The organism is Halopseudomonas sp. MFKK-1 (assembly GCF_027474385.1).
Classification (GTDB): Bacteria; Pseudomonadota; Gammaproteobacteria; order Pseudomonadales; family Pseudomonadaceae; genus Halopseudomonas; species Halopseudomonas aestusnigri.
Genome location: NZ_CP114836.1, coordinates 1,163,986 through 1,177,642, shown reverse-complemented (window position 1 = coordinate 1,177,642; position 13,657 = coordinate 1,163,986). Strand labels below are relative to the sequence as shown.

Genomic DNA, 13,657 nt, shown 5'->3' with positions numbered 1-13,657 from the left:
TTGAAACCGTTACCGTTAAACCGCGGCGGCGCCGCCGACGATTTCCGAAATTTCCTGAGTGATCGCTGCCTGACGAGCCTTGTTGTAGATAAGCTGCAGGTTGCTGATAAGGTCACCAGCGTTGTCAGTCGCGTTCTTCATCGCGATCATCCGTGCAGCCTGCTCACAGGCATTGTTCTCGACCACCGCCTGATAGACCTGGGACTCGATGTAACGAACCAGCAGTCCATCCAGCAGCTGTCGTGCGTCGGGCTCGTACAGATAGTCCCAGCTGCCTTTCTGCGCGCCTTCCTCTTCGGAAGCGACCAGCGGGATCATCTGATCCACCTTGGGCTGCTGAACCATCGTGTTGACGAAGCCGTTGCTGACCAGGTACAGACGGTCGATGCGACCTTCGTTGTAGCCATCCAGCATCACCTTGACGCTACCGATCAGATCGTTCAACGCAGGCTGTTCGCCCAGGTTGCTGATCGCTGCGACAACGTTTCCGCCGTAGCTGCGAAAGAAGGAAGCGCCCTTGCTACCGATCACACAGAGCTCGGTTTCAACGTTGCGGTCACGCCACTCTTTCATGCTGTTGACCAGGGCCTTGAACAGGTTAGTGTTCAGACCACCGCAGAGACCACGATCCGAGCTGACCACGATGTAACCCACCCGCTTGACTTCACGCTCTTGCATGAACGGATGGCGATACTCGGGGTTGGCGTTGGCCAGATGACCAATCACCTGCTGGATACGCTCAGCGTAGGGACGGCTGGCAGCCATGCGCTGTTGTGCTCTGCGCATCTTGCTGACCGCCACCTTTTCCATGGCGCTGGTGATCTTCTGCGTACTTTTAATACTCGCGATCTTACCGCGAATCTCTTTTGCGCCTGCCATGTCACACCCTTTCAGGTTTGCCCTTGGCCGGGTCGCACGATGCGGGGCTCAGCTCATGCTGCGCCCCGCTGTCGGCTTACCAGCTCTGGGTTGCCTTGAACTTCTCGATGCCGGCCTTGATGGCAGCTTCGATATCGTCGTTGTAATCGCCCTTCTCGTTGATCTTGGCAAGCAGGTCTGCGTGCTCGGACTTGAAGTAGGCGATCATGGCTTTCTCGAAAGCACCGACCTTGTTCTGCTCGACATCGGTCAGGAAGCCTTTCTCGGCAGCAAACAGGCTGACACCCATCTCGGCGACGGACATCGGAGCATACTGGTCCTGCTTCATCAGCTCGGTAACGCGCTGACCATGCTCCAGCTGCTTGCGGGTGGCTTCGTCCAGGTCAGATGCAAACTGGGCGAAAGCTGCCAGTTCACGATACTGAGCCAGAGCGGTACGGATACCACCAGAGAGTTTCTTGATGATCTTGGTCTGAGCCGCGCCACCAACACGAGATACCGATACACCGGCGTTAACGGCCGGACGGATACCCGAGTTGAACAGGTTGGATTCCAGGAAGATCTGGCCGTCGGTGATGGAGATCACGTTGGTCGGTACGAACGCAGAAACGTCGCCAGCCTGGGTTTCGATGATCGGCAGAGCGGTCAGCGAGCCAGTCTTGCCAGTTACGGCACCGTTGGTGAACTTCTCGACGTACTCTTCGGAAACGCGGGAAGCGCGCTCCAGCAGACGGCTGTGGAGATAGAACACGTCGCCCGGATAGGCTTCACGTCCCGGAGGACGACGCAGCAGCAGGGAGATCTGACGGTAGGCAACAGCCTGCTTGGACAGGTCATCATAGATGATCAGAGCGTCTTCGCCGCGGTCGCGGAAGTATTCACCCATGGTGCAGCCGGCGTAGGGCGCCAGGAACTGCAGGGCAGCCGGGTCGGAAGCGGAAGCGGCAACGATGACGGTGTGAGCCATTGCATCGTGCTCTTCCAGCTTGCGTACCACGTTGGCGATGGTCGACTGCTTCTGACCTACTGCCACGTAGATACACTTAACGCCAGAACCTTTCTGGTTGATGATCGCATCGATCGCCATAGCGGTCTTACCGGTCTGACGGTCACCGATGATCAGCTCACGCTGACCGCGACCTACCGGAACCATCGCGTCGACGGCCTTGTAGCCAGTCTGGATGGGCTGGTCGACCGACTTACGCCAGATTACGCCCGGAGCAACCTTTTCAACCGCGTCGGTGTGCTTGGCGTTGATGTCGCCCTTGCCATCGATCGGGTGGCCCAGTGCGTTGACCACGCGACCCAGCAGTTCCGGACCAACCGGAACTTCCAGGATGCGGCCGGTGCACTTGACGGTCATGCCTTCGGCCAGACCCAGGTAGTCACCCAGAATTACAGCACCAACGGAGTCCTGCTCCAGGTTGAGTGCCATACCAAATACGCCTTCGGGAAACTCGAGCATTTCCCCGTACATTACATCGGCGAGACCGTGAATCCGCACAATACCGTCAGATACGGAAAGAATCGTACCTTCGTTACGTGCCTGAGAAGCGATATCGAGCTGCTCGATCCGCTTCTTGATGATGTCACTGATCTCTGATGGATTCAGTTGTTGCATGCCTTTATCCTCAAAACCTTATGCTGAAATCAGGAGCCCAACGACTCGGCCAGTTTGGTCAGTTTTCCGCGCACGGAGGCGTCGATGACCAAGTCGCCGGTGCGAACAACCAGTCCACCAATCAGTGACTTGTCCACAGCCGCTTCGATCTGCACATTGCGATCGAGCTTGCGGGACAGCGCCTCGGCCAGCTTCTGCTGCTGCTCTGCAGTCAGCTCGAAAGCCGAGCTCACATTGATGTCGATGGTACGCTCAAGATCAGCTCGGAAGCTGTTAAATAGCGTCGCGATCTCGGGAAGCAGGGCAAGCCTGCGATTATCGGCGAGGATCGTCAGAAAGTTGCGTTGCTCTTCGCTCACCGATTTCCCGGTGCAGTCGAGGATGACGTCGGCTTTCTTCTGTTCCGCCAGACCCGGATCGGTCAGCAGCTGGCGAGTTGCCTCGTCTGCGGCCACCTGGCCAGCAGCGTTCAGCACCTCGGCCCATTCGGCCAGGGCCTGTTGGGCTTTTGCCCGCTCAAATGCCGCTTTGGCGTAGGGGCGGGCCAGCGTAATCAGTTCTGCCATGATGACCTCGCTTAGAGTTCGGCTACCAGCTTGTTCAGCATGTCACCGTGCTTGTCAGCGTCGACAGAAGTTTCCAGAATCTTCTCGGCGCCGGCGACTGCGATGGCAGCAATCTCGGCACGCAGAGCGTCTCTGGCCTTGATGCGCTGCTGTTCGATTTCCGCCTGGGCCTGAGCCAGGATCTTCTCACCTTCCTTGCGAGCATCCTCTTTGGAGGCTTCAACAATCTGGTTGGCACGCTTGTTAGCTTGCTCAATCAGAGCTGCTGCCTGCTCTTTGGCCTGACGCAGTTCCTGGGCCGACTTTTCTTGAGTCAGTTCCAGGTCCTTGGCGGCGCGATCAGAGGCTGCAAGGCCATCTGCGATCTTCTTCTGGCGCTCCTGCAGAGCAGCAATGACCGGAGGCCATACATACTTCATGCAGAACACCACGAAGATGAAGAACGCGATCGCTTGACCGGCTATCGTCAAATTGATGTTCACGTCTTCACCTCTTGCCTGTCGTATTCATTACCTTCAAGTTGAAGTCGCCGTTGCCGGCGACTGCATTACGCAACTTGGGCAAGGAAGGGGTTGGCAAAGGTGAAGAACAGAGCGATACCAACACCGATCATGGTTACGGCGTCGAGCAGACCGGCGACGATGAACATTTTAACCTGCAGAGCGGGGATCATTTCCGGCTGACGCGCAGCGCCTTCCAGGAATTTGCCACCCAGGATACCAAAGCCGATAGCGGTACCCAGTGCGCCCAGGCCAATCAGCAGTGCTACGGCAATCGCGGTCATTCCAACTACAGTTTCCATTTAAAGCTCCCAGTTTTCAGTTAATTGCAAGTTATGGGTTTTCGGGTAGAACTAAATCGTTATCGCCTGAATCAGTGACTGTCTTCGTGCGCCATGCTGAGGTACACGATGGTCAGCATCATGAAGATAAATGCCTGCAGCGTGATGATCAGAATGTGGAAGATAGCCCACGGCACGGACAGAGCCCACTGAGCCCAGAAGGGCAGCAGAGCGATCAGGATGAAGATCAGCTCGCCGGCGTACAGGTTACCGAACAGACGCAGGGCGAGAGAGACCGGCTTGGCCAGCAGGCTGACGCCTTCGAGCAGCAGGTTGACCGGAATCAGCAGGATCTTCAGGAAGATGTTGCTGGAGGAGAAGGGATGCAGGGTCAGCTCACCGAGGAAGCCACCAACACCCTTGACCTTGACACTGTAGAAGATGATCAGCGCGAATACCGACAGGGACATGCCCAGGGTAGCGTTGACGTCGGTGGTCGGGACGACCTTCATGTATTCGACGCCGGCCATGTGGAACAGCTGCGGCAGGAAGTCGACGGGGATCAGGTCCATGAAGTTCATCAGGAAGACCCAGCAGAAGATGGTCAGCGCCAGCGGTGCAATGACCTTGTTGCGGCCGTGGAAGGTTTCCTTGACGCTCTGATCAACGAACTCGACCATCAGCTCAACGAAGTTCTGCAGGCCACCTGGGACGCCGGACGTGGCCTTCTTGGCCGCCATGCGGAACAGGAACAGGAACAGCGCACCGAGGAAAATGGACCAGCCCATGGTATCAACGTGGATAGCCATGAAGCCCATGTCGGACGCTTCCTGAGCGCCATGAGCCATGGTCCAGGTGTCCTGGGTCAGAACGGTACCATCGGTACGTTCGTAACCGGCCGGGAGTTTCCCGTAGGTCAGGTTCTGAAGGTGGTGCTTGATGTAATCTGATGCGGTAGCGCCTGCCATAACGTTCTCTCAGGTCCTTTAGCTATGCTGCGTTTTTCCACCCATTACTGCAGGTGTTAGCCAGTTCGTGACCAGCATGATCGCAAATGTAAGAAACAGTGCCGATTCGTCTATCGGCTTAATACTTTTGAACGCTATCGCAAAGAGGACAGCGCAGAGGATGAGCTTGCCGGCCTCACCCTTGTAAAAAGAACCCATGATCTGCTTCGCAGCCCGCGCACCGGTGTAACGGAACGCCTTGATCGCGAAATACACATTGGGCAGGAGGAAGATGAAGCCTCCTGCCAGGGCGGAATACGCCGCCACAGGGCTTTTAATCCAGAAAAGCGCCCCCATCAAAAACACGACGACAGCCTGGAACGCGAACCACTTGATCAGCGGGGGACGACGAATGGCATTGGTCTTCACAGTCGTCATCAGTACTCGGTACCCCTGCGGGTGGTGCATGCGTGAATAAATTGCCGGGCTGCCCTCAAAGCGCCGTGATTATATGTGTTCGACCCCGCAGAGGCAACCAAACCGGTCCCGTACTACACGCCGCTAAGGCGCATGCTGCCTGATCTGCGCGGCACTGCCGGCGCGTTTGGTTGTGCGCCGGAGCCAGGCACTACATGTTGTGGTTTGAATCGATTCAGCGACGCGCTGCAGTCATCTTTTGTAATAATTGACGACCGCCGCAACGCCAGCAACGACGCTGGCTTTGCGCTCAAAAGAGCTTAGCGGATGTGTTCGAGAATGCCATCGAGCTCGTCAAGCGAGCTGTAGCTGATCACCAGACGTCCCTTGCCGCGGGCACCATGCTGCAGCTTCACTTCTGCGCCCAAGCGCTCGCCGAGGTCCTGTTGCAGACGCTCGATATCCGGGTTGGTGCGCTGTTGTGTCGCATCCCTTTTCGGGCTCAGCCACTGGCGAACCAGCGCTTCGGTCTGACGAACGGTCAACCCCTTGGCCACCACCTGACGGGCAGCCACTGTTTGCTGCTCGGCCGGCAGACCAAGCAAGGCGCGGGCATGACCCATTTCCAGGTCGCCGCGCTCAAGCATCAGCTTGACGTCTTCGGGCAGGCTCATCAGGCGCAACAGGTTGGTAATACTCACCCGCGACTTGCCAACCGCGTCAGCCACCTGCTGCTGGGTCAGTTCGAATTCCTGCTGCAGACGCTGCAGGGCGATGGCTTCCTCGATCGGGTTGAGGTCTTCGCGCTGGATGTTCTCGATCAGTGCCATGGCGATGGCGGCTTCATCCGGCACCTCGCGGATCACCGCCGGAATGCTGTCCAGGCCGGCCAGCTGACTGGCGCGCCAGCGACGTTCGCCGGCGATGATTTCGTACCGCCCCTCGCCGATCGGCCGAACGACAATCGGCTGCATCACACCCTGGGCACGAATCGACCCCGCCAGCTCTTCGAGTGCCTGCGGGTCCATGTCACGGCGTGGCTGATACTTGCCACGCTGCACCAGGTCGACCGGCAGCTCCTTGAGAATCTGATCCTGGCTTTCGCCGTCCGCTGTCGGCGCAACACTGGCACCCAGCAATGCGTCCAGTCCCCGTCCCAAGCCGCGTTTCTTGCCCGCCATGCCTGATGTCCTTGTAGTCAATCGTTCAAATCGGTAACGGCAGCCGCCTTGGCTGCCTGCTTGCTGCGGCGTACCACCTCGCCGGCCAGTGCCAGATAGGCGACGGCGCCACGGGACTGCTTGTCGTAGGCCAGTGCCGGCATGCCGAAACTGGGTGCTTCGGCCAGTCGCACGTTACGTGGAATCACAGTCTGATACAGCTTGTCGCCAAAATGCGCACTGAGCTGGGCCGACACATCCAGCGTCAGGCTGTTGCGCGGATCGTACATGGTCCGCAACAGGCCCTCGATCTGCAGGTTCGGGTTGAGCACCGAGCTGATCCGGCTGATGGTATTGACCAGCGCCGACAATCCTTCCAGCGCGTAGTATTCGCACTGCATCGGAATGACCACGCCATCGGCGGCAACCAGACCATTGACCGTCAGCATGTTCAGCGATGGCGGGCAGTCGATCAGGATGAAGTCGTAGTGATCGCGGGCGTTGACCAGCGCGTAACGCAGCCGGCTTTCCTTCATCTTGGTGTTGATCAGCTCGACTTCGGCAGCAGTCAGGTCGCCGTTGGCCGGCAGCAGGTCATAGCCACCGTGCTCCGAACGACAAACCGCATCGGCAAACTCGCATTGACCGGTCAGCAATTCGTAGACCGAGTTATCCAGATTGGCCTTGTCGATACCGCTGCCCATGGTCGCATTGCCCTGAGGATCAAGATCGATCAGCAGCACCTTGCGTTTGGTCGCAGCCAGCGAGGCGGCGAGATTGATCGTGGTGGTGGTCTTTCCCACACCGCCCTTCTGGTTGGCAATTGCCAGCACCTTGCCCACGTTCAGCCCCCTTGATATCAGCCCTGATCCATCCGTCGCAGTATCAACAGATGGCGGCTGCCAACGCAACCGGGAACCTGTAATTGTGCACTGCTCTCAAGCTTAAAGTCGACCGGCAACGCAGCCAGCTCTTCGTCGGGGTAAACGCCCTTCATCGCCAGCCAGCGGGTTTGTTCGGTACCCAGATGACGGGTCAGCTGGGTAAAGTCGGCCAGCGAGGCAAACGCGCGCGAGGTAATACCATCAAACGGCTGGCCTGGCTCGAACGCCTCGACCCGGCTGTTGACCACCTGCAGATTGGTCAGCCCCAATTCGTTTTTAACCTGGGTGAGAAACCGGGTCTTCTTGCCATTGCTGTCGAGCAGGGTGAACTCACGCTCGGGAAACATGATCGCCAGCATCACGCCGGGCATACCGCCACCGCTGCCGACATCCAGCCAGCGCTGACCTTCGATGAACGAGACGATGCTCAGACTGTCGAGCAGGTGACGGCTGACCATTTCGTTCGGGTCGCGCACCGCGGTCAGGTTGTACGCCTTGTTCCACTTGTTCAGCAGGGCCATGTAGCCCAGCAGTTTTTCCTGTTGCTGCTCGCTCAGGGCGACACCCAGCTGCCTTGCGCCCTGCGCCAGCTCTACCGCATGTTGACTCATTGCGCTTATGCCTCCCGGGCCAGCGAGCTATCGCCGAGGGCGTTGCGTTTTTTCAGATGGATCAGCAGCAGGCTGACGGCCGCCGGCGTCACGCCGGGGATACGTGAGGCCTGCCCCAGGGTCTGCGGGCGCACATCGGCCAGCTTGGCACGAATTTCATTCGACAGCCCGTTCAGGCTGGCGTAATCCAGGTCTTCCGGCAGGCGAGTCTGCTCGTGCTGACGCAGACGCTCGATTTCTTCCTGCTGACGTTCGATATAACCGGCGTACTTGGCCTGAATCTCGACCTGTTCGGCGGCATCGGCCGGAATGTCACTTGCACCGGTCAGTTCGACCAGTGCGGTGTAATCCACTTCCGGGCGGCGCAGCAGATCCAGCAGGCTGTATTCGTGGGTCAGCGGCGTACCGTACTGCGCACTATAGGCCTTGCCCTGCTCGCTGTTCGGCTGCATCCAGGTGCTGCGCAGACGCTGGGTTTCCTGTTCGATGGCTTCACGCTTGGCGTTGAAGACCGCCCAGCGCTCATCATCGACCAGACCCAGCTCGCGGCCCTTTTCGGTCAGGCGCAGGTCGGCGTTGTCTTCACGCAGTACCAGACGGTACTCGGCACGGGAAGTAAACATGCGGTACGGCTCGCGGGTGCCCATGGTGATCAGGTCATCGACCAGCACGCCGATGTAAGCCTCGTCACGGCGCGGGCACCAGGCGTCGCGCTCCTGTGCACGCAGTGCGGCGTTGAGACCTGCCAGCAAACCCTGAGCACCGGCTTCTTCGTAACCGGTGGTGCCGTTGATCTGACCGGCGAAGAACAGACCGTCGATGACCTTGGTTTCCAGCGAGTACTTGAGGTCCTGCGGATTGAAGTAATCGTACTCGATGGCGTAACCGGGGCGCAGGATGTGCGCGTTCTCCATACCCTTGATCGAACGGACGATCTGCAGCTGCACATCAAACGGCAACGAGGTCGAGATGCCGTTCGGATACAACTCGTGGGTAGTCAGGCCTTCCGGCTCGATGAATACCTGGTGCTGATCCTTGTCGGCAAAGCGATGGATCTTGTCTTCGATCGACGGGCAGTAACGCGGGCCAATGCCTTCGATGACCCCGGTGTACATCGGCGAGCGATCCAGGTTCTCGCGGATGATATCGTGGGTGCGCTCGTTGGTATGGGTAATCCAGCAGTTGACCTGCTCCGGATGCATTGCTGCATTGCCCATGAACGACATGACCGGAATCGGCGTATCACCTGGCTGTGGCGTCATCTGGCTGAAATCGACACTGCGACCGTCGATGCGCGGCGGGGTGCCGGTTTTCAGCCGATCCACCCGCAGCGGCAGTTCACGCAGGCGCTGCGCGAGTGCGATGGCGGGCGGATCGCCCGCGCGACCGCCGGAGTAGTTGTCCAGACCGATGTGAATCAGGCCACCGAGGAAGGTGCCGGTGGTCAGTACCACGTTGTCAGCCAGAAAACGCAGACCCATCTGGGTAACCACGCCACGAACCTGCTGGTTTTCGACAATCAGGTCATCGCAGGCCTGCTGGAAGATCCATAGGTTTTCCTGATTCTCCAGGGTATGACGAATAGCCGCCTTGTACAGCACTCGGTCAGCCTGGGCACGGGTGGCACGCACGGCTGGGCCTTTGCGGCTGTTCAGAACACGAAACTGGATACCGGCCTTGTCGGTAGCCAGTGCCATCGCACCACCCAGCGCATCGATCTCCTTGACCAGATGGCTCTTGCCGATCCCGCCAATCGCCGGGTTGCAGCTCATCTGACCGAGGGTTTCGACGTTATGGCTGAGCAGCAGGGTTTTCACCCCCATACGGGCAGCAGCGAGTGCAGCTTCGGTACCGGCATGGCCACCGCCTACCACTATGACGTCAAAACGGCTGGGGAAATCCACCTGTCACCTCGATTGTCAGGCCTGTGCCTGACGCGGAAAAAAGGGGCTGATTATAGGCCCAAGGGGAAAAAATTGCAGCTTTGGCTGAACACTTTTTGTACAACGTGCCGAGTGTGGAAAAACGTCCAGATAGATATAGATAAGAAAAGAAAGATTTATATAAACCTTGAATTAGTTAATGTATATACGTAGCCACTTTTCTGTGAATAACTCATATAAATCCTTATAGATCAGAATCTTGCACAACTCAAAAGGTTGTGTGAAAGCGGTCGTTGGATGGGGGTGCAAGCGGTGCGTTGCCTGTGGGTAACTGAGGTGTTTATCCACAGGGGGATTTCACCTCAGGCTGTCCCCAGGGTTATCGACCGGGTTGGGGCCGGGTTTTCCACAGACCTTATACGCCGTTTTTTCACTTTTACCGCGCTGTTCGGGTGCATGCTTATAGCTATGCTGTGCAGATTGCACATGCATTTGCGCATCGATGCTCGCTCTTCACTGGGAAATCCATGGACTGGCACAGCGGTTGCTAAATCACCGGTGATGTACGTCTGCATGCACGCAGACGTCCTTTTTCAGCAAAGCGGAGATACCAGGATGAACCAGTCAGAGCGCACCACGGACCCCGATTACCCGTTGAGTCCGGTACCGGAAACCGCCCGCAAGAGCATGTGGTCGATGAGTTTTGTGCTGCTGGGCTTTACCTTCTTCAGTGCCACCATGTGGGCAGGTGGCAGTGTCGGCGCTGCCTTTGATTTTTCTACGACTCTGTGGGTTCTGTTAATTGGCAACCTGCTGCTCGGCGCCTATGCAGCCATTCTGGGCTATATTGCCGCGCGCTCGGGGCTGAATACGGCGTTGATGAGCCGCTACGCCTTCGGTGAGATCGGCAGCAAGCTGTCCGACTTCATTCTCGGCTTTACCCAGATCGGCTGGTACGCCTGGGGTACGGCAACCATGGCGCTGTTGCTGGTGAAAATGACCGGCCTGCCCGATAGCCTGACGCTGCCGCTGATGGTGGTGTTCGGGTTCGGTTTTTGTATCAGTGCCTTCGTTGGCTACCGAGGTCTGGATCTGCTGTCACGCTTTGCCGTACCTGCGATGCTGATTCTGATCGCGGTGAGCCTCGGGATCGCCACCAAAGACGCCGGTGGCCTGTCCGGTCTGAGCGCCATCGCACCCAGTGCGGAGCTCAGTGTGGCTGCAGCCATCACCATGGTGTTCGGGACCTTTGTCAGTGGCGGTACCCAGGCGACCAACTGGACCCGTTTTGCCAAGTCCGGCAAGGCAGCCGTCATCGCGACCCTGGCGGCGTTCTTTATCGGTAACGGGCTGATGACGCTGGTGGGCGCCTTCGGCGCGCTGGTCTATCAACAGGCCGACATCGTCGACATTCTGGTGGCACAAGGGCTGGCGACGCTGGGCGTGCTGATGCTGTTCCTCAATCTCTGGACCACCCAGGACAACACCGTCTACAACTTTGCCGTGGCCGGCTGCAACCTGCTGCGCACCGAGCGTCGCCGGACCATCACCGTGATCGGCGCGGCAATTGGCACGCTGCTGGCGGTACTGGGTATGTATGAGTGGCTGATCCCGTTCCTGATTCTGCTCGGCACCTTTATCCCGCCGGTCGGTGGCGTGATCATGGCCAACTATTTTGTGACCTGGCGCGGCCGCTACGCTGATCTGGGTTCCACTGCCCTGCCCGCGTTCAATGTTATCGGTCTGATAGCCTACGCACTGGGTTCGCTGGTGGCCTATACCTCCAACTGGATTGCGCCGGTGGTTGGCGTACTGGTCGCTGCCGCGTCCTACGCCTTGTTGGCCCTGCTGGTCAGTGCGGTCAAGGAGCGCCGCGCGGCGCTGATGAGCAACCTGTGAGTCCATTGCTGCGCACCGAGGATGTCCCGTTGTTACCCGGGCTTGGGGCTATTCGTCTGCGTGCCGGTCACGCCGGTGCGCAGCGTGTTGTCCGCTGGCCGTATGTCGCGGAAAACCGTTCCTTTACGCCGTGGATCAAGGGTGGAGAGCTGGTGTTCATCACCGGCATTGGTCGCCACCACAGCGTCGATAACCTGTTTGAGCTGCTTTACGAGGGGGTGGCGGCCAAGGTTGCCGGCCTGGTGATTCTGACCGGTGATGCCTACATCGGTCGCTTGCCTGCGGCCCTTCTGAAGTTGGCAGATCAGCAGCAGTTGCCATTGCTTGAGCAGCCGTATTCGCTGCCGATGGTGACGGTGACCGAGGTCATCGGACGGGCCATTGTGCAACGTGAACAGCTGGCCTGGCGGGATGCTGAAAGCCGAGCGGGCAGTTTGCTGGAGAAGCTGCAGCTACGCATTGGCGATGCGGGCGCGCGCGCCGACTTCGTCGCCCCCTGGTTTGCCGAACATCAGACCTTGCTACAGCACCTGGCGCCGACTATCGATGCCTGGCTGCGACATGGCGGCAATATCAGCGCGGCGGCCGCTGCACTGGGCAGCCATCGCAACTCGGTGCGCAACCGCCTCGATCGTCTGTTCCGTGAGACCGGGCTGGACCCGGCCAAGCCGACAGACATCTACAACCTGATTCTGGCTCATCTGCTGATGCACGAGCCCACTATGACACCCGAATGTGGAGATACCCCATGACCCAGACCCTGTCTGCCATCGTTAATGCTCGCCTGCCTGGTGAAACCGGCCTGTATCGGGTCGAGATCAGCGCAGGGCGGTTCAGCCGGATCGAGCCCCAGAGCGCGGATGTGGTCGCTGCCGCCGATGAACTGGATGCCGGCGGCAACCTGCTGCTGCCGCCCTTTGTCGAGCCGCACATTCACCTGGATGCTGCGCTCACCGCCGGCCAGCCGCGCTGGAACCAGAGCGGTACCCTGTTCGAAGGTATCGAGTGCTGGGGCGAGCGCAAGGCGATGCTGAGCCGCGATGATGTCATCAGCCGCGCCGAGCAAACGCTCAAGCTGTTTGCTGCTCACGGTATTCAGTACGTGCGTACCCACGTTGATGTGACCGATCCGCAGCTGACGGCGTTGCGGGCGATGGTTGAGGTGCGGGACCGCGTGCGCGACTTTGTTGACCTGCAGATTGTTGCCTTCCCGCAGGAGGGCATTTTGTCCTTCCCGGGCGGTAAGGAGCTAATGAGTGACGCGGTGACGGTGGGTGCCGATGTGATTGGCGGTATCCCGCATTTCGAGTTCACTCGCGATTACGGCGTGGAGTCGGTCAAGCTGCTGATGGATCTGGCCGAAGCCAATGATTGCCTGGTGGACGTGCACTGCGACGAAATCGACGATCCGCAGTCGCGCTTTCTGGAAGTGCTCGCCGCCGAGGCCCTGAGTCGCGATTACGGCAGCCGGGTTACCGCCAGCCACACCTGTGCCATGCACTCCTACGAAGACGCCTACTGCAGCCGGCTGTTCCGCCTGCTCGGCAAGTCGGGGCTGCGCTTTGTGGCACTGCCGACCGAGAATCTGCACCTGCAGGGCCGGTTTGACGGTTACCCGAAACGCCGCGGCATCACCCGGGTACCCGAATTGCTGGATGCCGGTCTCAAGGTCTGCTTTGGTCAGGATTCGATCCGTGACCCCTGGTATCCGATGGGCAACGGTAATCTGCTGCGCACGCTGGATGTCGGCCTGCATGCCTGCCACATGCTGGGTATGGAGCGGATAGAAACCGCGCTGGAAATCGTTACCGATAACGGCGCTGCGGCGCTCAATCTTGCCGAGTACGGCATCGCGGTCGGCAACCCCGCACGCTGCATGGTGCTCAACGGCACAACGCCGTATGAGGTACTGCTGAATCAGAGCCCGGTTCTTGCATCGGTGCGCGATGGTCGCTGCCTGGTGCAGCGTGCCGCTCCGGTCCACGAGGTGGCTGGCTGGAGCTGATAAC

The 13,657-nt window shown here is 59.0% G+C and carries 14 protein-coding genes; 3 read left to right on the top strand and 11 right to left on the bottom strand.

What is annotated here, in order from left to right; all coding sequences use genetic code 11:
* Positions 1–15 precede the first annotated feature (15 nt).
* From atpG to mnmG, 11 genes are all read right to left on the bottom strand, one after another.
* Positions 16–879, bottom strand: a complete 864-nt coding sequence (gene atpG / locus O5O48_RS05345; protein ID WP_088275879.1) for a F0F1 ATP synthase subunit gamma — start codon at positions 877–879, stop codon at positions 16–18.
* 76 nt (positions 880–955) lie between these two features.
* Positions 956–2,500 carry a F0F1 ATP synthase subunit alpha gene (atpA, locus tag O5O48_RS05340; protein ID WP_228246014.1) on the bottom strand — a complete coding sequence of 515 codons (1,545 nt, stop codon included), beginning with the start codon at positions 2,498–2,500 and terminating at the stop codon, positions 956–958.
* Positions 2,501–2,529: 29 nt separating this feature from the next.
* Positions 2,530–3,066, bottom strand: coding sequence for a F0F1 ATP synthase subunit delta (locus tag O5O48_RS05335; RefSeq protein ID WP_228246015.1), 537 nt, complete (start codon positions 3,064–3,066; stop codon positions 2,530–2,532).
* An 11-nt stretch (positions 3,067–3,077) separates the two neighbouring features.
* A complete protein-coding gene (locus O5O48_RS05330; RefSeq protein WP_088275883.1) occupies positions 3,078–3,548 on the bottom strand; it encodes a F0F1 ATP synthase subunit B in 471 nt (156 codons plus the stop codon).
* A gap of 65 nt (positions 3,549–3,613) precedes the next feature.
* On the bottom strand, positions 3,614–3,868 hold the full coding sequence (gene atpE / locus O5O48_RS05325; RefSeq protein WP_088275884.1) for a F0F1 ATP synthase subunit C: 255 nt from the start codon (positions 3,866–3,868) through the stop codon (positions 3,614–3,616).
* Between the two features lie 71 nt (positions 3,869–3,939).
* Entirely contained in the window at positions 3,940–4,815 is an 876-nt protein-coding gene (atpB, locus tag O5O48_RS05320; protein ID WP_088275885.1) for a F0F1 ATP synthase subunit A, read from the bottom strand.
* An 18-nt stretch (positions 4,816–4,833) separates the two neighbouring features.
* Positions 4,834–5,232 carry a F0F1 ATP synthase subunit I gene (locus O5O48_RS05315; protein WP_088275955.1) on the bottom strand — a complete coding sequence of 133 codons (399 nt, stop codon included), beginning with the start codon at positions 5,230–5,232 and terminating at the stop codon, positions 4,834–4,836.
* 299 nt (positions 5,233–5,531) lie between these two features.
* Positions 5,532–6,392 (bottom strand): ParB/RepB/Spo0J family partition protein, encoded by an 861-nt coding sequence (locus tag O5O48_RS05310; RefSeq protein WP_228246016.1) that lies wholly within the window; start codon positions 6,390–6,392, stop codon positions 5,532–5,534.
* A 17-nt stretch (positions 6,393–6,409) separates the two neighbouring features.
* Positions 6,410–7,213 carry a ParA family protein gene (locus O5O48_RS05305; RefSeq protein ID WP_228246017.1) on the bottom strand — a complete coding sequence of 268 codons (804 nt, stop codon included), beginning with the start codon at positions 7,211–7,213 and terminating at the stop codon, positions 6,410–6,412.
* Between the two features lie 17 nt (positions 7,214–7,230).
* Positions 7,231–7,866, bottom strand: coding sequence for a 16S rRNA (guanine(527)-N(7))-methyltransferase RsmG (gene rsmG / locus O5O48_RS05300; RefSeq protein WP_434006952.1), 636 nt, complete (start codon positions 7,864–7,866; stop codon positions 7,231–7,233).
* Between the two features lie 5 nt (positions 7,867–7,871).
* Positions 7,872–9,770 (bottom strand): tRNA uridine-5-carboxymethylaminomethyl(34) synthesis enzyme MnmG, encoded by a 1,899-nt coding sequence (gene mnmG / locus O5O48_RS05295; RefSeq protein ID WP_269688373.1) that lies wholly within the window; start codon positions 9,768–9,770, stop codon positions 7,872–7,874.
* Between the two features lie 594 nt (positions 9,771–10,364).
* Between mnmG and codB the strand changes: the two genes are divergently transcribed.
* The 3 genes from codB to codA are packed head-to-tail and all read left to right on the top strand — an operon-like array spanning position 10,365 to position 13,653.
* Positions 10,365–11,648, top strand: coding sequence for a cytosine permease (gene codB / locus O5O48_RS05290; RefSeq protein WP_088275891.1), 1,284 nt, complete (start codon positions 10,365–10,367; stop codon positions 11,646–11,648).
* Entirely contained in the window at positions 11,645–12,400 is a 756-nt protein-coding gene (locus O5O48_RS05285; protein WP_216359007.1) for a PucR family transcriptional regulator, read from the top strand. The genes codB and O5O48_RS05285 overlap by 4 nt, the downstream gene beginning before the upstream one ends.
* Entirely contained in the window at positions 12,397–13,653 is a 1,257-nt protein-coding gene (gene codA / locus O5O48_RS05280; protein ID WP_228246019.1) for a cytosine deaminase, read from the top strand. Before O5O48_RS05285 ends, codA begins: the two co-directional genes overlap by 4 nt.
* The last annotated feature ends 4 nt before the right edge of the window (positions 13,654–13,657 follow it).